The organism is Campylobacter concisus (genome assembly GCF_003048405.1).
GTDB lineage: Bacteria > Campylobacterota > Campylobacteria > Campylobacterales > Campylobacteraceae > Campylobacter_A > Campylobacter_A concisus_Q.
On the sequence record NZ_PIQS01000001.1, the window covers coordinates 890897 to 917878 of the forward strand.

Annotated in this window: 26 protein-coding genes; 22 read left to right on the forward strand and 4 right to left on the reverse strand. The window is 39.5% G+C overall.

The features are described 5' to 3' along the window. Positions 1–26: 26 nt before the first annotated feature. The 3 genes from CVT18_RS04690 to CVT18_RS04700 are packed head-to-tail and all read left to right on the forward strand — an operon-like array spanning position 27 to position 1538. Entirely contained in the window at positions 27–707 is a 681-nt protein-coding gene (locus CVT18_RS04690; RefSeq protein ID WP_103629173.1) for an ABC transporter substrate-binding protein, read from the forward strand. Continuing rightward, positions 688–951 carry a hypothetical protein gene (locus CVT18_RS04695; RefSeq protein WP_103629172.1) on the forward strand — a complete coding sequence of 88 codons (264 nt, stop codon included), beginning with the start codon at positions 688–690 and terminating at the stop codon, positions 949–951. The genes CVT18_RS04690 and CVT18_RS04695 overlap by 20 nt, the downstream gene beginning before the upstream one ends. 32 nt (positions 952–983) lie before the next feature. After that, a complete protein-coding gene (locus CVT18_RS04700; RefSeq protein ID WP_199907359.1) occupies positions 984–1538 on the forward strand; it encodes a hypothetical protein in 555 nt (184 codons plus the stop codon). Positions 1539–1586: 48 nt separating this feature from the next. Here the strand turns inward: CVT18_RS04700 and CVT18_RS04705 are convergent, their stop codons facing one another. The 3 genes from CVT18_RS04705 to CVT18_RS04710 form a co-directional block, all read right to left on the reverse strand. Next, the gene (locus CVT18_RS04705) at positions 1587–2636 is read right to left on the reverse strand and encodes a polysaccharide lyase family 1 protein (RefSeq protein WP_234410276.1); all 1050 of its coding nucleotides are present in this window, start codon (positions 2634–2636) and stop codon (positions 1587–1589) included. Then, positions 2600–2836, reverse strand: a complete 237-nt coding sequence (locus CVT18_RS10485; RefSeq protein ID WP_234410277.1) for a hypothetical protein — start codon at positions 2834–2836, stop codon at positions 2600–2602. Before CVT18_RS10485 ends, CVT18_RS04705 begins: the two co-directional genes overlap by 37 nt. A gap of 89 nt (positions 2837–2925) precedes the next feature. Then, positions 2926–4023, reverse strand: coding sequence for a CinA family protein (locus tag CVT18_RS04710; RefSeq protein WP_103629171.1), 1098 nt, complete (start codon positions 4021–4023; stop codon positions 2926–2928). A gap of 95 nt (positions 4024–4118) precedes the next feature. Here CVT18_RS04710 and ileS point away from each other — a divergent pair, with 95 nt between their 5' ends. The 14 genes from ileS to CVT18_RS04780 all read left to right on the forward strand — a co-directional run bounded on the left by ileS (position 4119) and on the right by CVT18_RS04780 (position 20415). Further along, positions 4119–6875, forward strand: coding sequence for an isoleucine--tRNA ligase (ileS, locus tag CVT18_RS04715; RefSeq protein ID WP_107824287.1), 2757 nt, complete (start codon positions 4119–4121; stop codon positions 6873–6875). Between the two features lie 99 nt (positions 6876–6974). Then, positions 6975–8333, forward strand: coding sequence for an Asp-tRNA(Asn)/Glu-tRNA(Gln) amidotransferase subunit GatA (gatA, locus tag CVT18_RS04720; RefSeq protein WP_107824288.1), 1359 nt, complete (start codon positions 6975–6977; stop codon positions 8331–8333). Positions 8334–8337: 4 nt separating this feature from the next. Next, on the forward strand, positions 8338–9786 hold the full coding sequence (guaB, locus tag CVT18_RS04725) for an IMP dehydrogenase (protein WP_103629168.1): 1449 nt from the start codon (positions 8338–8340) through the stop codon (positions 9784–9786). After that, positions 9786–10892: a homoserine O-acetyltransferase MetX gene (gene metX / locus CVT18_RS04730; RefSeq protein WP_103629167.1), complete on the forward strand. Its 1107-nt coding sequence runs from the start codon at positions 9786–9788 to the stop codon at positions 10890–10892. Before guaB ends, metX begins: the two co-directional genes overlap by 1 nt. Positions 10893–10895: 3 nt before the next feature. Further along, the gene (xseB, locus tag CVT18_RS04735) at positions 10896–11087 is read left to right on the forward strand and encodes an exodeoxyribonuclease VII small subunit (RefSeq protein ID WP_004317712.1); all 192 of its coding nucleotides are present in this window, start codon (positions 10896–10898) and stop codon (positions 11085–11087) included. Continuing rightward, complete coding sequence (locus CVT18_RS04740; RefSeq protein WP_103629219.1) at positions 11080–11874, forward strand: carbon-nitrogen hydrolase family protein; 795 nt, start codon at positions 11080–11082, stop codon at positions 11872–11874. The genes xseB and CVT18_RS04740 overlap by 8 nt, the downstream gene beginning before the upstream one ends. 73 nt (positions 11875–11947) lie before the next feature. After that, positions 11948–12301, forward strand: coding sequence for an MmcQ/YjbR family DNA-binding protein (locus CVT18_RS04745; protein ID WP_103629166.1), 354 nt, complete (start codon positions 11948–11950; stop codon positions 12299–12301). 85 nt (positions 12302–12386) lie between these two features. Then, entirely contained in the window at positions 12387–13694 is a 1308-nt protein-coding gene (gene murC, locus CVT18_RS04750; RefSeq protein WP_103629218.1) for a UDP-N-acetylmuramate--L-alanine ligase, read from the forward strand. After that, on the forward strand, positions 13694–14011 hold the full coding sequence (locus CVT18_RS04755) for a hypothetical protein (RefSeq protein WP_103629165.1): 318 nt from the start codon (positions 13694–13696) through the stop codon (positions 14009–14011). Before murC ends, CVT18_RS04755 begins: the two co-directional genes overlap by 1 nt. Next, on the forward strand, positions 14005–14349 hold the full coding sequence (locus tag CVT18_RS04760) for a hypothetical protein (RefSeq protein ID WP_107824289.1): 345 nt from the start codon (positions 14005–14007) through the stop codon (positions 14347–14349). The genes CVT18_RS04755 and CVT18_RS04760 overlap by 7 nt, the downstream gene beginning before the upstream one ends. Then, complete coding sequence (locus CVT18_RS04765) at positions 14346–16550, forward strand: endonuclease MutS2 (RefSeq protein ID WP_107824290.1); 2205 nt, start codon at positions 14346–14348, stop codon at positions 16548–16550. Before CVT18_RS04760 ends, CVT18_RS04765 begins: the two co-directional genes overlap by 4 nt. A gap of 75 nt (positions 16551–16625) precedes the next feature. Then, positions 16626–18539 carry an EAL domain-containing protein gene (locus CVT18_RS04770; RefSeq protein ID WP_107824291.1) on the forward strand — a complete coding sequence of 638 codons (1914 nt, stop codon included), beginning with the start codon at positions 16626–16628 and terminating at the stop codon, positions 18537–18539. An 8-nt stretch (positions 18540–18547) separates the two neighbouring features. Further along, positions 18548–19636: a succinyl-diaminopimelate desuccinylase gene (gene dapE, locus CVT18_RS04775; protein WP_103629161.1), complete on the forward strand. Its 1089-nt coding sequence runs from the start codon at positions 18548–18550 to the stop codon at positions 19634–19636. 380 nt (positions 19637–20016) lie between these two features. Continuing rightward, on the forward strand, positions 20017–20415 hold the full coding sequence (locus tag CVT18_RS04780; RefSeq protein ID WP_103629160.1) for a DUF2809 domain-containing protein: 399 nt from the start codon (positions 20017–20019) through the stop codon (positions 20413–20415). A 75-nt stretch (positions 20416–20490) separates the two neighbouring features. Here the strand turns inward: CVT18_RS04780 and polA are convergent, their stop codons facing one another. Further along, positions 20491–23127 carry a DNA polymerase I gene (polA, locus tag CVT18_RS04785; protein ID WP_103629159.1) on the reverse strand — a complete coding sequence of 879 codons (2637 nt, stop codon included), beginning with the start codon at positions 23125–23127 and terminating at the stop codon, positions 20491–20493. Positions 23128–23246: 119 nt separating this feature from the next. On the opposite strand from polA, the gene CVT18_RS04790 reads away from it, so the two are divergent. The 5 genes from CVT18_RS04790 to CVT18_RS04810 all read left to right on the forward strand — a co-directional run bounded on the left by CVT18_RS04790 (position 23247) and on the right by CVT18_RS04810 (position 26916). After that, on the forward strand, positions 23247–24290 hold the full coding sequence (locus CVT18_RS04790) for a glycosyltransferase family 4 protein (RefSeq protein WP_103629158.1): 1044 nt from the start codon (positions 23247–23249) through the stop codon (positions 24288–24290). Beyond that, on the forward strand, positions 24287–25231 hold the full coding sequence (waaF, locus tag CVT18_RS04795; protein WP_103629157.1) for a lipopolysaccharide heptosyltransferase II: 945 nt from the start codon (positions 24287–24289) through the stop codon (positions 25229–25231). Before CVT18_RS04790 ends, waaF begins: the two co-directional genes overlap by 4 nt. Before the next feature lie 135 nt (positions 25232–25366). After that, positions 25367–25795: a TonB-system energizer ExbB gene (gene exbB, locus CVT18_RS04800; RefSeq protein ID WP_054196205.1), complete on the forward strand. Its 429-nt coding sequence runs from the start codon at positions 25367–25369 to the stop codon at positions 25793–25795. Then, complete coding sequence (gene exbD / locus CVT18_RS04805) at positions 25782–26165, forward strand: TonB system transport protein ExbD (protein ID WP_072593836.1); 384 nt, start codon at positions 25782–25784, stop codon at positions 26163–26165. The genes exbB and exbD overlap by 14 nt, the downstream gene beginning before the upstream one ends. After that, positions 26140–26916: an energy transducer TonB gene (locus CVT18_RS04810; RefSeq protein ID WP_084108863.1), complete on the forward strand. Its 777-nt coding sequence runs from the start codon at positions 26140–26142 to the stop codon at positions 26914–26916. Before exbD ends, CVT18_RS04810 begins: the two co-directional genes overlap by 26 nt. Positions 26917–26982: the final 66 nt, after the last annotated feature.

Below are 26982 nucleotides of genomic sequence, written 5' to 3' on the forward strand. Positions count from 1 at the left end.
AAATATATAAAAACTTAGGAGCAAAGATGCTAGCTGGTGAGTTGCTTAAAAGCCATTTTTCTAAATTTGATCTGGTGGCAGTGCTTAGTAAATTTTTAGAGCAAAGTCATTTTGATAAAGAAAAATTTGATCTGCTCAAACAAAATAACTTTAAAATTTTAGATAAAAATATAAAGCAAGAGATAGTTGGTACTACTGGTTTTAAAGAGTTTTTTGACGATAAATTTCAGAGTTTTTTATGCGAGCTTATGCAAAGTAAAGTTTTGATTGTTTCTGGCAAAGAGTATAAATTTAGCGAGCTTGAAATTTATACTTGTTTTGACGCAAATACCTACAAAAGGCAGTGTGAGGCAGGAGAGATTTACTTTCATAATTTTGGCTTTGACATATCTTTTAAAAGCGAGCCATCGCTTTATGGTGGCGTTTTAGTAAGAAGCCTAAAGCCTTTAAACGGGCAAAATTTTATCTTTGGACCAAGAAAATGTGCCTTACATATCTTAAATAGCAAAATTAGTAATTTAAATTTTGATCTAAAAGAGGTTGATTTTAGAAAAGATGAGATTACTTTTACGCCACGTATTAGATCATTTAGCGATGAAAATCAGCAAAAAAATGATTGCCTTAGAGCATTTACTGCTGAGTTTGAAAAAGCCTTAGAGTTTGATGAAAATTATAAAAAGAGATTAAATGCCTATAAAAAGGGGTGAAATTTATCTTTTTATCAGCTTTTGTGGTGAGAAATTTAGCCCAAAAATGCTAGATAAAAAAGATCGCAGAAGAGTAAAAAAATACCCAAATTTAATAAAACAAAACTCATTTAAAATATCTCGCTACTTAAAATTTAAAGCAAAGATGCGAGGCAAAATCTGTCTTTCTCATAAAGAAAATATCGCAGTTTTAGCCATTTCAAAAGAAAAGATCGGAGTCGAAAATTTAAAAAAGAAATTTTAGCTCTAAAATCAATGAAGGATTTTAAGAAATTTATGCTTGATGAAAATGCAAGTGTGGCTTACGCGAGCGGCTTTGTAAAAGGGGCGCAAAGTGATGAGGTGCTGAAGCGCCACAACGCTTTTAGTCTAAATTTTGCTGATTCGCTAAATGAGAGTCTAACTCAGGCAAAAGAGCTTGCTCTAAAGCTAAAAATAGCAGCGCTTGTGATCGCCTTTTTACTGCTATGGGTTTATTTTAGTGCGCTTATCTCGGCACTTGTGATGGGCATCATCATCTTTAGGGTGCTTCTTACGCTCTTTATCTTTGCCATTTTTGGCGTAAATTTAAGCATTTTTGGTGTCTTTGGACTCATGCTTGCAAGTGCTGTTGGGATTGATTACATAATATTTGCGCTAAATGAGAGCCTTAGTGAAAAAGAGCGAATTTATGGGATATTTTGCGCATTTATCACGAGTTTTATCTCGTTTTTTACTCTTTCTTTTAGCCAGACCGCGGCTCTTAGCGTATTTGGATTAAGCGTTAGCCTTTGCGTGCTGATATACGGGCTATGTGCTAGCGTTTTATCTTGTAAAAATATAAAAATTTAGTTTGATTTTCAGGCTCCAAGTGGCTTGTCTAGCTCGGGGCTTTGGTTTTTACATTATAACGGCTAGTTTGCCTGTGCCGGCGTTTTTATTTACCTCGTTTTGGACGTCTGAGGCTTTGAGGAGCTCAAATTTATATGGGGGCTCAAATGGCGGCTTGGTTAGCTTTTCGCAAACGCTGCCTTTTTTTGAAAGGTCTATGTTGCCGCTTTCAAAAATGGTGCCTTTGTTACACTTGTAGCTTATTTTGACGCCATTTGTAAAGTAGTTGTTTTGAGCGTATACTAGCGAGTCAAAGCGCACGCCAATGGCGTATTTTTGGTCATAGAAGTCATCTTTTGAGTCATAAAAGTTGTTATAGACGTGCACCTTTGCATTGCGTGCCATAGGTAGGCGTTGCGCGCAGCTGTCAAAAACGTTATGAGCGACCGTTATAGTCCTTGTTTCGCTGCTGCCGTCAGAGTCTCTTGAGCCAATTAACATCGTTTTATCATGGTTTTCAAAGATGTTGTGCGAGATCGTGATAGCTGCACTATCTCCCTTGATGTCGCATAGTCCGTCGTAAGTCTGCCATTTGGTAAGCTCTCCGCCTGCTAAATGCACATGACTAAGCTCGGCCGTGTCCTTAAAATGGCAGTGATCTACCCAGATGTTTTTGCTTGACTCTATGCTGACGCCATCATATTGCGCATTAAAGCCGTCATTTTTTTGTATATCTGGAAATGGATTAAAAGCATCTTCGATCTTCATATTGCGGATTGCGATATTTTGGACATTTTTTAACAAAAGCGAGCCACCTTTTATGCCTGAGTTTTTGCCTAAGCCAATTATCGTGGTGTTGCTAGCTACCGGCACTATGATGAGCTTTTTGTACTCGTTGGCTAAATTTTTGCGAAGTGCTGCTAACTTTGGATCTTGCGAACCATCTAAATTTGCACGGCATGAAGCGCCGTAAGCCTGCATAAATTTGGCATAAGAGCTAAACTCGCCACCGCTAATCTCACTTATAAATTTATCCAGCCCATCGCTATTGCCATTTTGTGGGATCTTGCCTTCGCTAAGGTCTATGAGCCCATCCACATAGATGACGTAACCACCCATTTGAGCGTTTTTACGAGCTCTTGTCTATCTTTTACAACGACTTCTTTACTCTCTTTGCCGGCATATCCGCCAAAATTTTGCTCTGCACCAATGCTAGCGTAACCAAAGGGCGAGTCGCTTGCTTTTATCTCGCCTGCTTGAGCTAGAGCACCAAATGCAAATAACGAAGAAACGGCTAGAAACAATATCTTTTTAAACATCTTTAGCCTCCTAAATTTGGCTTTTTATTCTTGATATTTTGTTGCGAATATCGCCGTTAAATTTAGTGCAATTTTTAAAAAGGCAAAATTTACGCGAAAAATATCTCGCTTTTTAGGCGAAGTAGGCATAGATAGGCGCTTAGCACGCTTTGCTCTCTTATGTAGTTGCGATCTCCTTTTAAAAGAAGCCTCTCAACCTCGATGTTGCCGTTTCTGTCACCAGCTGCGACGTAGACCGTGCCAACCGGCTTGCTAGCTGTGCCACCACCTGGTCCAGCGATGCCGCTAATGGCAAGTGCAAAGTCCGCATTTGTCGTACTTAGCGTACCTTTTACCATTGCTTTTACGCAAGGCTCACTCACAGCTCCGTAAGTCTCTAAAATTTCATCCTCAACGCCCAACCACTCGTGCTTTATGTGGTTTGCGTAGGTTACTAGTGAGCCATCAAAGCTGGCTGAGACGCCGCCATATCTTGCAAATTTAGCCGCGGCAAGCCCAGCCGTGCAAGACTCAGCAAATGAAATTTTAAGCCCATTTTGCATGAGCCTTTTTGCTACAAATTTGATCACATCTTTTTGTGGGATAAATTTTTGCGAAAATAGCGTTTTTACCCCTTGCAAAAAGCTCTCGATCTGACCAAATTTATTACTTTTTGCTCTTACTAGTATTAAATTTGGTAGGATCTGCGCAAGGGTTATATCGACCTCGTAAGTTTTAGCAAGCGGCAGCATAAGGATCCTCGCGCTATCAGCGTCGATGTCTATTAGATGAAAGTAACTAAAATCAGGCTCGTACTCGACTAAAAACTCGCCCAGCTCTTCATTTGGATTAGCTTTTATGAGATTTATCTGGGCGTTATTTAGGCTAGCTAAAAAGCTATTTTTTGAGTAGTCTAAGCTATCTTTAAGTGCAAGTGTCGTGCTATCTTTTAGCTCGAGCGAGCCCCCAGTTAGCGTCGCTACGATCTTTGCGGCGATGGCAAAATTTTCATCCGAGCCAAAAATGCTTACAAAATCGTAATTTTTTGATAAATTTTCGATTATAAAAGGTAGCTCTTTGCTATTTTTTGGAGCAAAACTGACCACTCCAAGCTCGCCAAAATGATCCTCATAACTTTGAAAAATATAATTTAGAAATTCTCTATTTATCTCAAGATCTTCGCCTATTATCAAGATACTTTGTCTCATTTTTAAGCTCCTTTTTTTGCCCCATTATACTATTTTTCAGTGTGATTTAACCAGCACAGGTGTAAAATTAGCAAATTTTAAAATCAAGGTAAAAAATGGACTACAAAGAGACACTTTTACTCCCAGAGACAAATTTCCCGATGCGCGGAAATCTCCCACAAAATGAACCACAAAGACTAAAATCATGGTACGAAGAGCGCAAGGTTTATGAAAAAATGAAGAAAAATCGCCAAAAAGCGGTTAAAAACTTCAACATCCACGACGGCCCTCCGTATGCGAACGGCCACCTTCACATCGGCCACGCGTTAAATAAAATTTTAAAAGATATCATCACAAAAACGCACTATTTTTACGGCGAAAACGTCCGCTACGTGCCAGGCTGGGACTGCCATGGCTTGCCGATCGAGCAACAAGTCGAAGTTAAGCTTGGTGATAAGAAAAAAGAGCTTAGCAAGGTCGAGATCAGGGAGCTTTGCAGACAGCACGCGAGAGAATTTATAGACATTCAGCGAAATGAGTTTAAAAGCCTTGGCATCATCGGCGACTTTGAAAATCCATACATGACGATGAAATTTGAGTTTGAGGCTGACATCTACAAAGCACTTTGCGAGATCGCTAAAAAGGGGCTTTTGGTTGAAAGAAGCAAGCCAGTTTATTGGAGCTGGGCAGCTAGATCGGCGCTAGCTGAAGCTGAGGTCGAGTACGAGGAAAAAGAGGACTACTCTATTTACGTAGCATTTGAGCTTGACAGCGACGCGCTAGAAAAGCTTGGCGTAAAAGAGGCAAGCGCTGTCATCTGGACGACCACGCCTTGGACACTCCCAGCAAATCAAGCCATAAGCCTAAAACCAGATGAAATTTATGTGCTAACAGCTGAAAATTTGATCTTTGCAAAGCCACTACTAGAAAGTGTTGTAGAGAGCGGCCTAAGCAAGGGCGAGGTCAAAAAAGAGTTTAAATCAAGCCTGCTTGAAAACACTCACGCGATAAATCCGCTAAACGGCAGAAAGTCGCGATTTTTACTAGGCGATCACGTCATGATGGATGGTGGTACTGGACTTGTTCATACAGCTCCAGGACACGGCGAGGACGACTACTACGTCTGCTTAAAATATGGCTTTAGCGAAATTTTGATGCCAGTTGATGATGGTGGCTGCTACGATGAGAGCATAAAACATCACGGACTATTTAGAAGTGACGTGGTAGATGAGTTTGTCGGTATGCACATCTTTAAAGCAAATGAGAAAATTTTAGAGCTACTTGGCAAAAGCTTGCTTAGCGTCTCTAAATTTAGGCACTCTTATCCATTCTGCTGGAGAACGCACAAGCCTGTTATTTATAGAGCTACAAAGCAGTGGTTTATAGCTATGGACGAGGCTAAACTAGGCGGAAAAACACTTAGACAAACAGCGCTAAAAGAGCTTGAAAAGGTTAAATTTTATCCAAGTGTTGGCATAAAAAGAATAGGCTCAATGATAGAAAATCGCCCAGACTGGTGTATCTCTCGTCAGCGTGACTGGGGTGTGCCGATCGCGTTTTTCAGAGATAAAGCGACAAAAGAAGTTATATTTGATAGTGAAATTTTAGACCACATTGCAGGTATTTTTAAGGAAAAAGGCGCTGATGCGTGGTGGGCGCTAAGCATAGATGAGCTTTTACCAAAGGGCACAAAATACAAGGCTGAAAATTTAGAAAAAGTGATGGACATTCTTGACGTTTGGTTTGATAGCGGCTCGACATGGCATGCGGTCTTGCAAAGCGACAACTACGACGCTGGCAAATACCCTTCAAGCATGTATCTAGAGGGCTCAGATCAGCACCGCGGCTGGTTTCAAAGCTCGCTTCTAGTAAGCACAGCTATAAATTCTCACGCACCTTACGAGAGCATCCTAACTCACGGCTTTACTGTCGATGCCAAGGGCGAGAAAATGAGCAAGAGCAAGGGCAACGTCATCGCTCCACAAGACGTGGCTAAGACTCACGGCGTGGAAATTTTACGCCTTTGGGTTGGCATGAGTGATTATTCAAGCGATTTAAAGATAAGTGAAGATATATTAAAACAAATCAGCGAGCAATACCGCAAAATCCGCAACACGATCCGCTTCTTGCTAGCAAACGTAAATGATCTTGAGAGCCTAAATACAGAGTTTAATATCCTTGATAAATGGATATTAGCGCGTGCTAAAAAGGTCTTTGACGAGGCGAGCGCTTGCTTTAAAAATTATGACTTTTCAAAGGGCTTTAACATCCTTTTAAATTTTCTATCAGCCGATCTTAGCGGCGTATATCTTGACGTTTGCAAAGATAGACTCTACTGCGACGCAAAAGACGCCCCAAGAAGAAGATCAGCTCAAAGTGCGATGGCGATCATCACAAAGGCACTTTTGCCACTCATCGCTCCAACGCTTACTTACACCGTCGATGAGGTGATGGACTACGCTCCAAAGATCATCAAAGGCGACGCAAAAGACGCGTTTGATCTAGTCTATGAGCCAATCAAATTTGACCTTAGCTTTGAAGATGAGCTGCTTTTTGCCAGCAGGGAGAAATTTAACGAGATCGTGGATGTTCTTAAAAAAGACAAGAAGATAAAATCAACTCTAGAGCTAAGCCTAGAGACCACCAACCACAACATCACAAGCTACGACGAGCGCGAAGTGGCCGATCTTTACATGGTAAGCTCGGTCAGGGCTTATGATGATAGCGAGCCATTAGCCGAGTTTGAGTTAGAGGGCGATAAATTTAAGATCATAGTAAGCAACCTTCACAAATGCCCAAGATGCTGGAAATTTAACGCTAGCAAAGAAGATGCACTTTGCCCAAGATGCGAAGAGGTCATAAGTGCTAAGTGAGCCAGTAAGCACAACTATCATAGTCGCAACGATCGCCGCGGTGGTCGTTGTTAGCTTGTTTGGCATATTTTTGGTTAATAAATTTAAAGGATAAAAATAGTGGTAACTTTAAAAGAAGCTTTGAAATTTTCAGCTGAAGAGATAAAAAATTTACGAGCTGAGCTTGAGGCAAAGATCATAAAAGAAAAAGAGCTTGGCGCTTATGTCGAGCAGCTAGCAAATTTAGAGATCGCAAAACTAGGCGAGGGCGTACCTATCGCTATAAAAGACAACATCCAAGTAAAAGGCTGGAATGTAACAAGCGCTTCAAAAATTTTACAAGGCTACGTAGCACCTTATAACGCAACCGTTATAGAGAAGCTACTTGGCAAAAATTTAGCTCCATTTGGCCGCACAAATATGGACGAATTTGCGATGGGAAGCACGACTGAGAGCTCATTTTACGGCAAAACACTAAACCCACTAAATCACGCTCACGTACCAGGTGGCAGTAGTGGCGGCTCAGCAGCAGCAGTCGCAGCTGGCCTTGCAGTAGCTGCACTTGGTAGCGATACTGGTGGCTCGATCCGCCAACCAGCGGCATTTTGTGGATGCGTAGGTTTTAAGCCAACTTATGGCAGAGTGAGCAGATACGGCCTTGGCGCATACTCAAGTAGCCTTGATCAGATAGGCCCGATCGCTCAAAACGTAGAAGACGCAGCCATTTTATATGATGCTATCGCTGGACACGACCCAAAAGATAGCACGAGCGCAGATGTGCCTTTTGCGAGCATTAGCGACAAGATAGATAGCGAGAAGAAGCTAAAAATTTGCGTCATTAAAAACTATGTTGAAAATGCAAGCGAACAGACAAAAGCTGCTTTAAATTTAGCGATCGAGAAGCTAAAATCACACGGCCACAGCGTAACTTACACAAATTTTGAAGACTCAAAATACGACGTCGCAACCTACTATATAATAGCAACCGCAGAAGCAAGCGCAAATTTAAGCCGCTATGATGGCGTAAGATACGGCAGACGCGCAGAAGCTAGAAATTTAAAAGAGCTATATATAAACTCACGCTCTGAAGGCTTTGGTGAAGAGGTAAAAAGAAGAATTTTGCTTGGTACGTTTGTATTAAGTAGCGGATATTACGATGCTTACTACATCAAAGCGCAAAAAGCAAGAGCGCATATAAAAGCTCAGTACGAGAAAATTTTAGAAGAGAATGATCTCATTTTCATGCCAGTTGCTCCAAGCACAGCTTATAAATTTGGAGCTCACAGTGATCCACTTCAAGCCTATTTAAGCGACATCTACACGATTAGCGTAAATTTAGCAGGCCTACCAGCTATCTCTGTGCCAGTTGGCAAAGATGATCAAAATTTAAACGTGAGCGCCCAGCTTATCGCGAAAGCGTGGGACGAACAGACCTTGATAAATGGTGCTAAGAGCCTAGAAAATTTAATAAAAGGATAAAAATATGAAGATAGTAAAGAGAGCTTTAACATTTGAGGATGTGCTTCTTGTGCCGCAATACTCTGAAATTTTGCCAAAGCAAGTTGATGTCAAAACCAGGATCAGCAAAAACGTCACGCTAAATATCCCGATCGTCTCTGCTGCGATGGATACGGTGACTGAGCATAGAACTGCTATCATGATGGCAAGGCTGGGCGGTATCGGCGTAATCCACAAAAATATGGACATCGAAAGCCAAGCAAAAGAGGTCAAACGCGTTAAAAAAAGCGAAAGTGGCGTCATCATCGATCCTATCTTTATAAATCCAGAAGCGACCGTGGCTGAAGCTCTAAGCCTTATGGCTGATCTTCATATTTCAGGCGTTCCAGTTATAGATAAGGACCGCAAATTAATAGGAATTTTAACAAACCGCGATCTTAGATTTGAGACAAATATGAGCACTTTGGTAAAAGACCGCATGACAAAAGCACCGCTTATAACTGCACCAAAGGGCTGCACGCTTGATGATGCGGAGAAAATTTTCTCTCAAAATAGAGTAGAAAAACTGCCTATCGTCGATAAAGACGGCAGACTTGACGGGCTTATCACCATAAAAGATCTAAAAAAACGTAAAGAGTATCCAAACGCAAACAAAGATAGCTACGGCAGACTTCGCGTAGCAGCGGCTATTGGTGTGGGTCAGATAGAGCGTGCTAAAGCACTAGTTGATGCTGGCATAGACGTAATAGTCATCGACTCAGCTCACGGCCACTCAAAGGGTATCATCGACACTTTAAAAGAGATAAAGGCAAATTTTAAAGTTGACGTCGTAGCTGGCAATATCGCAAACCCAGCGGCCGTAAAAGACCTAGCAGAAGCAGGAGCGGACGGCATAAAAGTGGGTATCGGACCTGGATCTATTTGCACTACAAGGATCGTTGCTGGTGTTGGTGTGCCTCAAATTTCTGCGATTGACGACTGCGCAAGCGAAGCAGCAAAATATGGCATCCCAGTTATCGCAGATGGTGGTTTAAAATACTCAGGCGACGTGGCAAAAGCCCTTGCAGCAGGTGCTGCTTGCGTTATGGCAGGAAGCTTGCTAGCAGGTTGCGAAGAGAGTCCAGGCGAACTTATAACATTTCAAGGTCGCCAGTACAAAGTTTACCGTGGCATGGGATCGATCGGTGCTATGACAAAGGGCAGCTCAGACCGCTACTTCCAAGAGGGCACCGCTCAAGACAAGCTTGTGCCTGAAGGTATCGAGGGCCGTGTGCCATTTGCTGGTAGTATAAAAGATGTGATACATCAGCTAATAGGCGGCCTAAGAAGCGCTATGGGCTATGTTGGCGCAAAAGATATCCCAACTCTTCAAGAAAAAGCTGAATTTGTCGAGATAACAAGCGCAGGACTAAAAGAGAGCCACGTCCACGATGTCGTTATCACTCACGAGGCACCAAACTACAAAGTCAATTAGTGTTAGACCTGCAGACTAGAACTATTAAATTTAACGAGCCACTCTATCTTGAGAGTGGCCGTATACTATCAAATTTTAAGCTTATTTATGAGACTTATGGCACGTTAAATGCCGATAAAAGCAACGTTATTGTCATCTGCCACGCCCTAACTGGCTCGCACCACGCTGCTGGCACCTACGCAGGCGATGAGAAAGCTGGCTGGTGGGACGGGCTAATAGGCAGCAAAAAGGCGGTCGATACGGATAAATTTTACGTTATTTGCGTAAATATCTTAGGCTCGTGCTTTGGCTCGACCTCGCCGCTAAGTGTTGATAGAAGTAGCGGCAAAGAGTATAGGCTAAATTTCCCAGTCCTTGCCATAAGTGACGTGGTAAAGGCGCAGATGAGGCTATTTAACGAGCTTGGTATCACAAGAGCAAGAGCTGTGATCGGCGGTAGTCTTGGCGGTATGCAAGCACTTTGCTACGCTATCGAGTTTCCAGAATTTGCGCAGGATATCATAATGCTTGCAAGTACCTATCAGACCAAGCCATGGGCGATAGCTTTTAACAAAATCGCCATCGAAGCCATTTTAAACGATGAAAATTTCAAAAACGGCGAATACGACGTAGAATTTATAAGAAAAAATGGGCTAAAGGGTATGGCTTACGGCAGGATGGCAGGGCACATCAGCTTTTTAAGCCCTGATAGCATGGATGAGAAATTTGGACGAAATTACGTAGAAACTGACGGCCTTTACGAGCTTTCTGGACGTTTTCAGGTAGATCGCTACATGGAGTACAACGGTTACAACTTCCCAAAGAGGTTTGATCCACTAAGCTACCTATATATCGTAAAGATGATGAATATCTTTGACTGTACAAGACACTATGACAACCTAAAAGACGCCCTTGCGCCGATAAAAGCAAACTTGCATCTAATCGCTTTCAAAGGCGATCTACTCTTTCCGCCATGCTGTATGAGAGAGATTTATGACACACTTTGTGAGATGGGGCGAGGAGAGAATACAAATTTCGTAGAGATAGATAGTAACTACGGCCATGACGCATTTTTGGTCGAGATAGAAAAATTTGATGGATATATAAAAAATATATTAAAAGGATAGAAAATGGAGCAAAAAGAGCAAAGCTTTGAAGAAAAATTAGCCCTAGCAGATAAAATTTTAAATGATCTAAATAAAGATGATGTGAGCTTAGAAAATAGCATAAAGCTGCACGAACAAGGCAAAAAGCTCTTAAATGAAGCAAGAGAAATTTTAGAAAATGCAAAACTTAGCATAAAGCAGGTGGATGATGAGTAAAATTTGTGCTCTTCAGCTACCAACTCAGCCTTTAAGTGAGGCAAGGCTTGATTATTACCTAAAAATTTGTGCGGACGAAAACGCAAGGCTAGTTGTACTTGGTGAATATGTGCTAAATAGCTTCTTTAAAGAGCTCATTAGCATGCCAAAAAGCCTTATAAAAGAGCAAAGCGAGCGCAAGAAAGAGGCTCTTTTTGCAATGGCAAAAAAGTATGATCTAAATATCGTTGCACCCATTGTAAATCTAAAAGGTAAGGAAATTTTTAAAAGTTTAGCTAAATTTACCCCAACACAAGTCAAGCTATATGATCAGCAAATTCTCATGCCTTACGCTCACTGGAATGAGGCGAAATTCTTTAATAACACAAGCGATGAGCTAAATTTGCCTGTCTTTACATATGATAAATTTAAGGTCGGCGTCATGTTTGGCTATGAGGCGCACTTTGATGTGTGCTGGGCGTATATGAGCGCTAAAAAGGTCGATATCGTGCTCGTGCCAACGGCTTGTACATTTTTCTCGCAGGCGCGCTGGGAGGAGCTTTTAAAGGTTAGAGCTTTTACAAATAATGTCTACGTGCTGCGCGTAAACCGCGTAGGAAGCCACAAGAGCGATGATACGCAGTGGAGCTTTTACGGCGATTCGATGCTTATTAATCCGTTTGGTGAAGTTAAAAATAAACTCGGCAAGAACGAAGAGATGATGATCGATGAGCTTAGCAAAAAGGAGCTTAGCGAGGCTAGAAGCACTTGGGGCTTTATGCATATAGAGGCTAAATTTAAAAGATAAAAGAAGACCGTAACTGGACGGGAAGCGAGCTTAACAAGAATGAGTGCTCTTTAAAGGAATTTTGGAGTAAATTTTGAAACGAAGTGACGTTGAGAGATATATAAAAGAGAAATTTGACATTTTAGGTGAGCAAATTTTCCCAAAATATCCAAAATTTAGTGTCTTTCGTCACAAGAAAGACAAGAAGTGGTTTGCGCTACTTATGCAGTTAAGCGTTAGTAAGCTTGGCCTTGAAAGTGACGAAATGATCGATGTTTTAAATCTAAAATGCAGCCCTGATCTAGCGATGGTGCTAGTTGACGAGGAACAAATTTTTAAAGCCTATCACATGAACAAAAAGCACTGGATAAGTGTAAATTTAAACTCCAAAATCTCACAAAAAACCGTTTTTGATCTGATAGATGAAAGCTTTACCTTAAGCAAATAAAAGCCATTTTCAGCCTTAAATTTAGTAGTTTTTGTTAAAATCACGAAAAACTTAAGGATAAAATTTGCAAGAGCTAAACAACGAGATCAAAAAAGTCCATTTCATCGGTATCGGCGGCATCGGCATCTCAGCCATCGCTAGATTTTTACACGAAAAAGGTCATAAGATAAGCGGCAGCGACATCAAAGAGAGCAAAACGACACTGGAGCTAAAAGATGAAGGCATCGAGGTCATCACGCCGCACTGCAAAGAGGCGATAAAAGACCAAGACTTCGTGGTCTATTCAGCTGCGATAAAAGAGGATAACATCGAGCTAGTGGAGGCCAGACGAAAGGGCATAAAGTGCTTTTCAAGAAAAGAAATTTTACCTTATGTGCTTGAAGATAAGTGCGTTTTTGCAGTTGCTGGCGCACACGGCAAGAGCACAACCTCTGCGATGTTAGCAAGCCTCATTGAAGGATCAGTGATTATTGGCGCCATCTCAAAGCAGTTTGGCTCAAATATGCGCTACGCTAAAAGCGACAACGTCGTATTTGAGGCAGATGAGAGCGACTCGAGCTTCTTAAACTCAAACCCATATCTAGCCATCGTCACCAACGCAGAGCCAGAGCACATGGAGCACTACGACTACGATCTAGCTAAATTTTACGCAGCCTACAAGGGCTTTTTAGAGCGCGCAAAGGTTAGAGTGATAAACGCTGAGGATGAGTTTTTAAGCACGCTTAAGCTTGATGCTATTAGACTCTTTCCAAGCACTGACATCACCGAGCTTACGATGGTTGTAAGAGACTATCAACCATACACTAGCTTCAATCTTAAAAATTTAGGCAAATTTGAAGCCTTTGGCATGGGTGAGCACATCGCCATAGACGCATCTTTGGCAATTCTTGCTGCGATGCACGAGACACCTCTAAAAGACATAAGAGAAAATTTACTAAATTTTAAAGGCATCAAAAAGCGTTTTGACATCCTTAGTGCAAATAAAAATTTCGTCCTAATCGATGACTACGCACACCATCCAACCGAGATAAAAGCGACGCTAAAATCAGTCTTTGAATACGCCAAAATTTTAGGCATAAACAGTGTCACAGCAATATTTCAGCCGCACCGCTACACAAGGCTTAGCACAAATTTGCCTGGCTTTAAAGAGTGTTTTAAAGGCGTTGACGAGCTTGTCATCTTGCCAGTTTATGCAGCTGGAGAAAGTCCGATCGAAGTTGATATGAAGAGCGAATTTAGCGAGTATAACCCGATCTTTACCGATAAGGTCGAGAGGGTTGAAGAGAGCATAGAATTTACAGATGAATTTGGCGTGAAAAACCGCCTGAGTGATGGCATCGTAGTTGGCTTTGGAGCGGGCGATATCAGCGTGCATCTAAGAGGCGGCTACTAATGGATCTAGGTAACTTCAAGCACCAAGATGAAAATGAAATTTTAAAAGAGATAAAAGAAAAAGAGCTAAGTGAGGATGAAATTTCAAGCCTCATAAATTTAGGTAAAAAAGATATCTTGATCGCACTTGCAAGGGAGCAAAAGTTAAGTAGCGCTCAGATAAAAGATATGCTGCCAAATGCCCCGTATATGGCTGTCTGCTTGCTAGTTGAAAAACAAGATATCAGTGAGGTTATGGCAGAAATTTTAGAAAAGATCAAGCCTCATGCTGAGCTTTACAAAGAGCTCATCGCAAAGTATAAAGGCGTGAAATGGTAAGAAATTTGATAATAATCGCCGGTGTGATGCTACTTTTTGGGGCGATCTGGGCGATAAAAGATGAAAAGATCAGCAAACGCATAAAAGTGCTTGTTAACGCAGTGCTTGTAGCGATCCTTGTTTGCGTCTATTTTTACGAAGAGAATTTATCAAAAAATGAGGACGCCATCTCAAAGCTAGTTAGCGATTTTAAGCAGGGTAAAACACTAAAATGTGGCGAATACAACGTGAGCGCTGAGAAATTTAACTACGAATTTGGCACGGCGTCATTTTTGGCTAAAAGAGAATTTAGCGATCTCTCAGGCGTCATCGTGCCGATAAAAAGTTGTGAGCAATGACTGAAGAGATATTTTTAAAGCTAGATCTAGGCGAGTATCTGGATAAATTTAACTCCTTTTTAGCAAGGCAAAAACCGCTATTTTTACAAGGTGACAGCAAAATCCACTTTGAAAACATTAGCGAGCTTTCAAAGTATGATTTTAAGGCGCCTGATGAGATAAAAGAGCTTGATGACACGCTTATGAGACTTAGCAAGCAAGCAGTGCTTCACATCAGCGAAATTTACGAGTTTGCAAAGATCATAAGATACTTTTCATATCTAAAAAAGCAAAAATTTGAAGGCAGGCTTGGCGAGTGGATAGCTAAAGTTGAAATCCCTGAAGCGATGAGCCAGATGGCAAACAGCTTTGATGAAAACGGCGAGTTTAGCGACAGCGTGGATGAGAGATTTCACGCGATAAAGCAGGCTTTTAGTGAGAAAAAACGCCAGATCGACGCCGAGCTTAAAAAGCTCATCTACTCAAAGCATATCACGCCCTATCTAGTCGATACCCAGACGCACTACATCAACTCGCAAGAGGCACTTTTGGTGCGTGGCGGCTTTAATCACGCCCTAAAAGGCACCGTGATCGCTAGAAGCTCAGGCGGCTACTTCTACGTCGCACCTGCAAACACCGAGCGCCTAAAAAAGGAGCAAAGCGAGCTGCTTGATAGAAAAGAGGAGATTATTTTTGAACACTGCAAGAAATTTAGCCTACAGATGAACAAGAGCCTGCTCTTTTTGAAATTTATAAATAACGCTTTTGATCAGTTTGACGCATATCAGGCGCGTGTAAATTTGGCTAGGTCGCTTGACTATGAGTTTGTTTTGCCAAATAGCTCGCATGTTATCAAGCTTGAGAAATTTGCCCACCCGGCGCTAAAAAACCCAAAAAGCGTGAGTGTGGACTTTAGCAAAAAGGTACTTTTAATAACCGGCGTAAATGCTGGCGGTAAATCGATGCTTTTAAAATCAATCATCTCAGCCACGCTACTTGCAAAATATTTACTACCTATGCGTATAGACGCCAACCGCTCAACAATCGGCTCTTTTAAAGAATTTGACGCCATTATCGAAGATCCGCAAAGCGTAAAAAATGACATCTCGACCTTTGCTGGCAGGATGGTGCACTTTGCAAGGCTTTTTACTAAAAAGTCAATCATCATCGGCATCGATGAGATCGAGCTTGGCACCGACTTTGAAGAGGCTGCGAGCTTGTATGGTGTTATGATAGAGCGACTCATTACCCAAGATATCAAAATGATCATCACGACCCACCACAAACGCCTTGCGATGTTGCTAGCTAAAAACCCAGAGGTTGAGCTAGTGGCAGCACTTTACGACGAGGTGGCACAAAGGCCAAAATTTGAGTTTTTAAAAGGCACGATCGGCAAGTCTTATGCCTTTGAAACGGCGGCAAGATACGGCATATCTCAAAATTTAGTGGCACAGGCTAAGAAAATTTATGGCGAAGATAAAGAGAATTTAAACGAGATCATCACAAAGACGCTAAATTTGCAAACCAAGCTTGATGAGGGGATAAAAGAGGTCACGGCAAAAGAGGAGCGGCTGGAGCGCTTGCTTGAGGAGCAAAAAGAGCTAAAAGAGAAAAATGAGATCAAACTAAATGCGACTATTTCGCGCCTGGAAAAAGAGTATTTTGAAGCGATAAATGCGGCAAAAGCGGTTATAAATTTCAAGGATATAAAAGACAAACAAAGAGCGCTAAATGTGGCAAATGAGAAAAAAGCTGCTATCGTTAAGCCTAAAAAAACTGAGCGCGAGAGCCTAAAAGTAGGTGATAGAGTGAAGTATGAAAATATCAAAGGCACGGTTTTAAGCATCTCAAAAAATGATGCAACGATCGAATCAAATGGTATAAATTTACGCGTGCCACTTGAGCTTTTAAGAAAAAATGGCAACGAAGTAGTCTTACCTAAAAAAGGTGGCGTGAGTTTAAGTGTCGATAAGCCAAAAACGGCCTCACTCTCGCTTGATCTGCACGGCATGAGAGCTGACGAGGCGATAGCAAAGCTTGATAAATTTATCTCAGATAGTCTTGTTATGGGGTTTGATGAGGTTAGCGTATTTCACGGCATCGGCACTGGCAAGCTCGCCTTTGCTGTCAAAAATTTCTTAAAAGAGCATCCAAGCGTGAAAGAATTTTTTGACGCACCGGCAAATCAAGGCGGATATGGAGCTAAAATAGTCAGGCTTTAACTTTTTCCCAAAAGTTAAAATTTATTTTAAGGTTGATATAATCAGGACAAGTACACAAAATAAGGGAAGTAACTTTTGAGTAACAAGGACGAGCAAACGGGTAAAAATCTAAATATCACTAAAACGATTATAGGTTTAGTGTTTGTTTTGGGAAGTATTTTTTTAGTCGAAAACCTGGCAGTTTTTTATTTTAAATTTAATAATGCTTCTGCTGAAAATGGTTTTAATCTTCGAAAGAAAGTTGATTATTTGACATATCAATATGTTGATTATTTCAAAAATGTCAGCAAATATGATGTCGCAAATTTTCAATCTTACATTAACGATAGCGCTATGGGTGATGTCCTTTTATTAAAGGATGATAATAAAAATGGATACAAGGTCGTAGCGTCTTCAGATAAAAGAATAATAAATCAAGAATTTAACGATAAAAGCTGTGGAAATATCTTTGCTCATAATTTCCAAAAAGATTATTTTTGGTCAAAAATTTTGCCAGAAAACGCCGCTCAAGTTTGTATGTTTGTGCCAGTTGGAGAGTATATATTAGGCTTTAAAGGAAAGGTCGATCAGCGTATTACTGGCACGCATGATGAGTACTTTTTTGAGTGGCTTTTAAACAATATGGCTTTAACATTCATCTTAAGCTTCGTTGGTGCAATAGTTGCTTTATCTACTTGTATATGGTATGCGGTCAAATACATAAAAGAAAAAAATAACTATAACGCATTAAAAACAGATACTAAAAAACAGATAGAAGAGCTTGGAGAAAAGCTTTATATCGATCCGATGACTGGACTTTTAAATAAAACAGCATTGGTGCGTGATATTAATAGCTATGAAAATCCTAAAGTAGTGCTTATAGATATTGACAATTTTGGCAAGATGAATGACTTTTACGGTAAATTTGCATGTGATCAGATTTTGGTCAAAATGGCTGATTTGATCAGTGAATTTGCCAAAAATGAGAATATGAAAGCTTACTGCATAGAAGCAGATAGGTTTGCTCTGGTAGAAGATAGCGATAGCTTTATCGATAGATATGAAGATATGGTTGAAGATTTGATAGAAATTTTTAAAGGTCGTATGCTAAGTATAGTCGATGAAGATGGTAGGGAGATAGAAGGTATCGAGATACATAGTACAATAGGCTTTGCCCTTGATAGTGATCAAACACTAAGAAAAGCAACAATAGCATTAAAAACAGCAAAAGAGCAAGATAAAGACTATGTTTGCTATTTTAAAGGGCTAAATCAAAAAGAGGAATACGCAACTCAAATAGAACGCTCTAAACTGATACAATACGCCACTATAAATAACAATATTGTTCCTTATTTTCAGCCGATAGTTAATGACCAAAAGGTACCCGTAAAATACGAATGCTTGATAAGACTTTTAGATAGAGGCGATGTTATATCACCAAATGTCTTTTTAGATATCTCAAAGCGTATTAAGCGTTATGCTGATCTTGAGAAACAACTCATTGTAAAGTGTTTTAAACAGCTTGTAGAGGATAAGAATTTAGTACTTTCTATAAATTTAAGCAGTAGAGATATGATCGATGGTGATGTTAGCTCACTTGTTTTAAATTTATTGAACAAGCACAATGTTGCTGGTAGAGTAGTATTTGAGATCGTTGAAGATGAAGAACTTAAAAATTTAGAGAGAGTTTCAAATTTTATCGAGCGTGTAAAAAGCATGGGTGCAAAGATCGCTATTGATGATTTTGGCTCAGGATATTCAAATTTTTCTTACATTATAAAGATTAAGCCTGACTACGTGAAGATCGATGGCTCTATTATAAAAGATATAGACATAAATAAAGATTCACACTCTATTGCAAGTGCGATCGTGGCATTTGCAAAAGACCTTGGTATAAAAACTATTGCTGAATATGTGCATTCAAAAGAGATATTTGAAATCTGTAAAGAGATCGGTGTAGATGAGTTCCAGGGCTTTTACTTTGGTGCACCAGAGCGTGCTGGCTCATAAGGCACTTAGTGGTAATTAGCTTTTTAAAAGAGCTTTTAAGCTTTTGCTCTATCACACCTAATGATGCTGGAAGCTTAGAATTTATCGCTAAATTTTTACCTGATTTTGAGGCGAAATTTATAGAAAAAAATGGCACCAAAAATCTCATACTTTCTAAAATTTATGGAGACGGCGAGCATCTAGCTTTTGCTGGACACGTTGATGTCGTACCTCCAGGTGAGGGCTGGGATAGTGAGCCATTTACTCCACTAGAAAAAGATGGCTACATCTACGCAAGAGGCGCACAGGATATGAAAAGTGGCGTGGCTGCTTTTGTTTGCGCTGCTAAATACGCAAAATTTGATGGGAAGCTAAGCCTCATATTAACAAGCGACGAAGAGGGCGATGGCACATATGGAACGCCTTTGGCACTTGAATATTTACGCGAAATAAATGATTTGCCAAAATTTTGCGTAGTGGCTGAGCCAACTTGCGATAAAGAATTTGGCGATAGCATAAAAGTTGGTAGACGTGGCTCGATAAATGGCAAGATCGTGATAAAGGGCATTCAAGGGCACGTGGCATATCCTGAAAAGTGTGTAAATCCGGTAAATTTGATAGCTCCACTTTTAAATAAGATAGCTGATCACGATATGGACGCTGAGAGCGAGTTTTTTAGCCCAAGCAAGATCGTGGTAACTGATATCAGAGGTGGCATACAAGTTTGCAACGTCACTCCAAGTGAGCTTAGCATAATGTTTAATGTGAGAAACTCAAATTTAACCGATGTAAATGACGTTGAGAGCTATCTTAGAGAGGTCTTAAAAGGGCTTGATTACGAGCTTAGTATAAAGCAAAGCTCAAAGAGATTTTTAACAAACAAAGATAGCAAAATCGTAAAAAATTTAATAGCTTCTGTCAAAAAGATCACCGGAGTCACGCCGGTTCTAAATACAAAGGGCGGCACGAGCGATGCAAGGCACTTTGCTGAATTTGGTGTAGATGCGATAGAATTTGGCGTCATAAACGACCGCATACACGCCAAAAATGAGCGAGTTAGTGTTGGTGAAGTAAATAAACTTTATGAAATTTTTAAAGATTTGATAGAAAAATTTTAATCCATAAAATTCATTATTTTTAAACCAAAAAGTTATTAATTGTCTAAAAAATATTTTTAAAAGCTATTTTGATTGATATTTCTTGTCAAAGAATTTTAAAATTAAGAAATTTTCTTTATTTGGCAATATTGCTATTATCTGTTACAATTTATGAAATAGCCGGGTTTTAGCCATTTCAAGTAAAACCTAATGGAATGCTCTTTTTAATGAGCATAAGGTAGAAGTTATAAATACGTTTGTGGGCGAAAAAATATATCCAGCACAATCCTAGCTTTAAAGATGGTATGGATATCATTTCTAATTTGTAAAAAGTAAAATTTCAAATAAATAAAAAAATGCAAGTAAAACGAAAAATATACAAATCTTTTCAATACGAGAAAATGAGACATAGTTTGCTAGCTAGATTGTTCTTTTTAGTCTTGGCAATCGTGATTTTGGCAATCGAAATTTATATCGCAGCTTTTGTTAAAGGTGGCTTTGTGCGTCATTATTTGGGTGATGTACTAGTTACGGTGATGCTTTACGCATTTGGACGAGCTATATTTAAAACTGCACCAAAAATTTTAGCATTTAAAATATTTATCTTCTCGCTATCTATAGAAATTTTACAATACTTTAAAGTACTTGAAATTTTAGATATTCATAATTTAATAATACGCATAGTCTTTGGCGGAACATTTGACGTTAGCGACATCGTATGTTACGCGTTGGGCTGCTTGCTGGCTTATTTGATTGATGTCATTTGCTTTCTGCAAAAGTATAAAAGTCCAAAGATATAGTGATAAATTACAACTTTATTTTTAAGTATAAAGCAGGAACTAATCATCTTAAAAGCTCCAGCAAAATTTATCTATCTATTTTAGCTCACCCCAGTTTTTGGCGATATTTAGCGATGTTTTAAGCGGTACATTTAGCGTGTAAATTTCCTCCATCGTCTTTTGTGTCGCTCTGCCAAATTCCTGCGCAAAATCGTCTTTTACTTCAAAGATTAGCTCGTCATGTATCTGCAACAGCATTTTTGCATTTTCATCTAAATTCGATCTAACTTTTACCATCGCCATCTTGACTAGATCGGCTGCCGAGCCTTGAAAAACCGTATTTACCGCTTCGCGCTCAAACATAGCTATTTGCATAGGTGTGGCACTTTTGAAGTCAAAGTAGCGCCTTCTGCCAAGTAGCGTCTGCACAAAGCCGTCGTTTTTAGCTGAAATTTTTATCCCCTCTAAAAACTCTTTGATCGTCTCAAATGCCTTAAAATAGCGCTCTATATACTCTTTTGCCTCGGCTCTTGTGATATTTACTTGATTGGCAAGCTTGCTTGAACCCATGCCATAAATAAGGCCAAAATTTATGCTCTTCGCCACGGCTCTATTTTGCCCATCACTACTGCCAAATATGCTAATAGCCGTCCTTGCGTGGATATCCTCGTCATTTTTAAACGCCTCAAGAAGCGCAGGATCTTGGCTAAAGTGAGCTAGCAGCCTAAGCTCGATCTGGCTGTAGTCAAGCCCCACAAAGCTATAGCCCTCGCGCGCCTCAAAGCACTCTCTGACGTCCTTTGCGAGGCTACCACGAGCTGGGATATTTTGTAAATTTGGATTTTTGCTTGAAAGTCTGCCAGTGCTTGTGCCAGTTTGCAAAAAGCTCGTGTAAATTCGCGAGCCCTCATCCTTTTTCGCAAGTGCCAAAAGTGGCTCGCAGTAGGTGCTTTGTAGTTTATATAGCTCTCTGTAGGCTAAAATTTTCTCGATCACTGGGTGAGCGTCTATGAGCTCAGCTAGCACGCTCTCATCGGTGCTATATCCTGTTTTTGTCTTCTTTTTCGTTGGAAGCTTTAGATGCTCAAAAAGTATGACGCCAAGCTGTTTTACTGAGTTTATGTTGAAATTTTCACCGCTTAGCTCGTAAATTTCACTTGTTAGCGCCTTTAGTTTGGTGTCGTTTTCAAGGATGAGCTTTTGCATTTTTGCTTCATTTATCTTGATGCCGTTTTGCTCCATGTCAAAGAGCGTGAGGATAAAAGGAAATTCGTGTGTATCGGCAAGCGCTAGTAAATTTTTATCAAGCGTGTTTTGAAAAGTTTTATAAAATTTAAGCGTTATCCAAGCATCCTCGCTCGCGTATTTAGCGGCATTTTCTAGGGGCACATCGCCAAAAGTCTGCCCCTTTTTGACCACATCTTCAAATTTGATCGTGTCATAGTCATAAAGCCTCTTTGCCAGCGCGTCCATGCCCACACTTGAGTTTGGATCGCTAAGCCACGCAAGGATCATTGTGTCTTTAAAATTTGCTGGAGGATTTAGGTCTAGGTTATTTTTAACTATCTCAAAGTCATATTTTAAATTTTGTCCGATCACGCAGCCTTTATAAATTTGCTCTATCGCCCAAGTGGCAAATTTTAGGCTGATTTGCTGCGGCACACCAAGGTAGTTGTGAGCTACCGGCACGTAGTAGGCGTCCTCGTCGTTAAAGCAAAAGCTAAAACCAACGATCTTTGCGCTCTTGCTATCAACGCCCGTGGTCTCGGTGTCAAAGGCGACGATGGTCTCTGGCGTGACGTTTGAGAGCAGTTTTTCGATGCTTGCCTCATCAAGTAGTAAATTTGCTCTAAAGCCAAGCTTAAATTCAGCATTTTCTTCTTTTTGCAAGCTCTTAAGAAGCCTGTTTAGATCGTACTCTTTTAAAATTTCTGAGATGTTTATCAAAGGATTTTGCTCTGGAAATTTAGAGTGCTCAAGATCAAGTGAAGTGATCGCATCATCAAAGAGCGTGGCTAGTTTTTTACTCAAAAATGCTTCTTCTTTTGCGGCTGCTAGCATATTTTTGGTGCGCTCGTTTCTAAGAAGGGCTAAATTTTCATAGATCCCTTCTAAACTGCCATACTCGGCCAAAAGCTTCTTAGCTCCCACTGCGCCGATACCTTTGACACCTGGGATGTTGTCTGAGCTATCGCCTGCGATCGCTAAAAAGTCCCTCACCTGAGCTGGATAGACGCCATACTTTTCAAAGCAGCTTGCACTATCATGATCGATCTTACTTTGCGGGCTGTAAATGCTCACTTTGCCGTCTTCTATAAGTTGGTAAAGGTCTTTATCATGCGTGACTATTCGCACAAATATATCTTTGTCTTTGCAAAATTTAACCGCACTTGCGATGATGTCATCGGCCTCGTAGCCCTCACGGCTAAGGCTGTAAAGCCCCATTTTTTCTATCATATCTATGCAAACTGGAAGTTGCTCTTTTAGCTGAGCTGGAGGCTCGTTTCTGTTTGCTTTGTAATCACCTAAAATTTCGTGACGTAAGGTCTTACCTTTGCTATCAAGTGCGAAGATGAGATAGTCGCTTTGGTATTCATCTTTGAGGCTTGCTATAAAATTTGCAAAGCCACTAATCATACCGCTTGGTTTGCCTTCTCTGTTTTTAAGTCCGCTCATGGCGTAGTAGAGCCTAAAAAAGAAACCAAAAGTGTCAATAATCGTAAGTGTTTTCATTTTTATCCTTTGTGTAATTTTATGAAATTTAGGCAAAAAATAGGCTGATTTATAAAAATTTTTGATATTATGGCGGACATTGCAAATAAAAAATCACAAAAATAAAAAGCTTTGAGGTCATGAAAAAAATAGTTTTTTTACGTATCAATCCAAACGCAGTCGGTGGTGCCGAACGCTATTTAAGAAGGCTTACCAAAGCCCTAAAAGACGTAGGTATAGACACATCTATACGCTCATATCTAGGAGAGGCTAGGATCTCATCATGGAAAAAGGCTTTGAGATTTAACTCACAGGTAAAACGTCAGAAACAAAGCGATGAAGTTTATTTTAGCTTGGAGCGAGTGAGCTGCGCAGATATTTATAGAGCAGGGGACGGCGTGCATAAAATTTATCGTGCCACAAAGCCATTTTGGTGGGTTAATCCTCTAAATTTTGTCTATCCATATCTAGAAAAACGTTGCTTTAAAAATTCTAAAAAGATAATCGCAAATTCAAACTACATAAAAGAGCAAATCATTTCGGCCTATGGTGTCGACGAGTCGAAGATTGTCACTATTTATAATGGTATAAATTTGCCACAAAAAGTGGAAAAGGGCGAAGCAAAACTTAGCGTATGCGAAGAATTTGGACTCGATTACAATTTACCAATTGTGCTTTTTGTCGGAAATGGCTTTAAGAGAAAAGGAGCAAAGGACTTTTTGCTTCTCGTCTCAAAGCTAAAAACGCCAGTAAATGCGCTAATAGTAGGCAAAGATAAAAATTTAAATTCATATAAGAAGCTAGCAAAAAAGCTAAAGATAAAGGCATTTTTTACAGGCGAGCAAAAAATGACTGCAAAATTTTATGAAGCAAGCGATATTTTTATATTTCCAACACACTATGAGCCATTTTCAAATGTCGTTCTAGAGGCACTTAGCTTTAAAAACATTGTCTTTACAACGGCTCAAAATGGGGCAGCTGAAATTTTAGAAAATCGTTTTATCATGCGTGAACCAAATGATGAAAGTATACTGGAGCTAGTGGAGCAGGTGCTTAATGATAATGACATGATGAGAGAGCTACAAGAGAAGTCATTTTTACTTTCACAAAAATTTAGTATAGAAGAAAATGCAAGCAAAACTCTTGAAATCATAAACGAAGTGCTAAATTTGGAGCAAAAGTGAGAGTGTTTATAGAGCTTCCAACTTGGCTTGGAGATGCTGTGATGGCGAGCGGGGCGATAGAAAATTTAAGTAAAAATGCTAAACATATTGTATTTTTTGGCTCTTATGTGGCCTGCGAGCTTTATAAATCACATCCAAAGTGCGAAAAAGTAGTTATTGATGATAGTAAAAAGCAAAACTCAAGATATTTAAGTCTTATAAAAACAGCTAGCAAGCTTGGAAAATTTGATATTGCTATTAGTTTTAGAAGCTCATTTGCTAGTAAATTTTTGCTATTTTTTCTAAAAGCAACGCAAAAATTTTGCTTTAAAAAGAGTGGTGAAGGCTTGCATCAGGTACAAAAATATCTAAATTTCATAAAGCAAAGCCTAAATTTAAAAGAAATTTCAAACGAACTAAAAATTTACTATGATGCACAAAAAAGCGAGCAAAAACTTCTTGTTCTAAATCCAGGTGCTAGCTACGGAAGTGCCAAGAGGTGGTACCCGCACTATTTTGCAGATGTTGCACTTCATTTTAAAGACGAATTTAATGTGAAGATCACTGGCTCAAAAGCTGAGCTTGAAATTTGCAATGAAATCGAGCAAATACTCTTACAAAATGGTATGAAATGTGAAAATTTAGCTGGAAAAACGAGTATAAAAGAGCTTTGTGAACTAATAGGCTCTATAAAAAATGGCATCTTTTTGACAAATGATAGTGGTCCTATGCATATCGCAGCTGCTTATAAAGTGCCACTTGTGGCTCTTTTTGGACCGACTAAATTTAAAGAGACTAGCCCATGGCAAGATGAAAGCGCAAAGATAGTGCATTTAAATTTAGAGTGTATGCCATGTATGAAGCGAGTATGTCCTATAAAAACACATGCCTGTATGAAGGAGCTTGTGCCAGAAATAGTCATCACTGAAATAGAGCTATTAAGAAAGAAATTAAATTTTTGAAATTCTAAAAATATTAAATATATACATACAAAATTAAAAATTTTAGTTTTTATTTGATTATATTTTTACTAAATATTTGACATTGGTTATCAATATAGCTATAATCACGCAAAAATTTTTACTAAAGAAGGTATTATGGAGCTAATTAAACATCACATTGATCATGTAATTATTGCGATTTTAGGCATTATGAGTTTTTTTGTACTTTGGTATACGATTGAGCGTATTATTTTTTATTCACGCGTTGATATAAAAGGCTATAAAAGTATCGAATCGCTTGAAGAGGCACTAACCAAAAATTTAACCACACTTTACATTATCTACTCAAATGCACCATATGTAGGACTTCTTGGTACAGTTGCTGGAATTATGATCACATTTTATGATATGGGTATGGCAGGCGGAATCGATACTAAAAGCATAATGGTCGGCCTCTCTCTTGCGCTAAAAGCAACTGCTTTTGGACTACTTGTGGCGATACCGACTTTGATGATTTACAATGGTTTTGTCAGAAAAGTAGATGTAATGCTAAATAGATACAAGGCTGAAAATGCGTCTAAATAAAAAAGATGGGCTAAATATTGTCCCATTTATTGATATTATGCTTGTTTTGCTTGCTATCGTGCTTAGCATTTCGACTTTTATTGCTCAAGGCAAGATAGCTATTGATCTTCCAAGTGCAAACAGTGCTGAGCAAAGCAAAGAGGACGATAAAAAGGTAAGCGTAGTAATTGATAAGGATAATAAATTTTTTATAGATGATGTAGAAATTTCTGAGAATGAACTCAAAGATAAGCTAAATGCGGTTGATATAAAGACATTGATCGAACTAAAAAGCGATAAAAATTCGAAATTTGATAGCTTTGTCAAAGTAATTGATATATTAAAAGAGAAGGGCCACGAAAATTTTGCAATCCAAACAATCTCTGAATAAAATTTCAAATTACAGCGGCTTAGCTGTTTCGCTTATAGTGCATGGAGCAGCAGTATATTTTTTGCTTTCACATGATTTTGATGAGATAAAAATAGGTGAGCAAAAACCGATAAAAATAGCTCTTAATTCATTTACTCCAGTGCCACAAGTCTCAGCACCTCAAATAGCGGAGCAAATGCTTATCCCAGAGCCAACTCCACCAGCTCCACCACCACCGCCAGAGCCACCAAAACCTGAGCCAAAGCCAGAACCAAAACCTGAACCTAAAAAGGTGGAGAAACCAAAGCGTGAAATAAAAAAGGTAGAGCCTAAAAAAGAGAAAAAAATAGAGCCTAAGCCTGAACCGGTAATTGCTCAGCCAGTGCAGCCTATTGTACCGCCAGCTAGTGTAAATACAAATTTGCCAGCCAATAACAAGTCTATCGCTGCAGCTCCAGTTCAAAATGTAACACCTGAGCTAAATTTATCAAATTCACAAGGCGATGAAGATTTTACGAAAGTTATAATCGCAGTTAAGAGGCATAAAAGTTACCCAAATAATGCTAGACGTATGAAACATCAAGGAGTTGTAGAAGTTAGGTTTTTACTCAAGCAAGACGGCAGCATAGATGAACTTAAAGTTAGTAAAAGCTCTGGTTTTGAGTCGCTTGATAATGGTGCTTTAGAAAATATCCAAAGAGCAAGTTCTGAGTTTCCAAAGCCTAAACAAGATCGTTATCTGCGCTTTCCTATTTCATATACACTAAAATAAATTACGAGCTTATTTAAGCTTGTAATTTATTATCTGTTTTGTAGAATTTCTTTTATATTTCAAGTC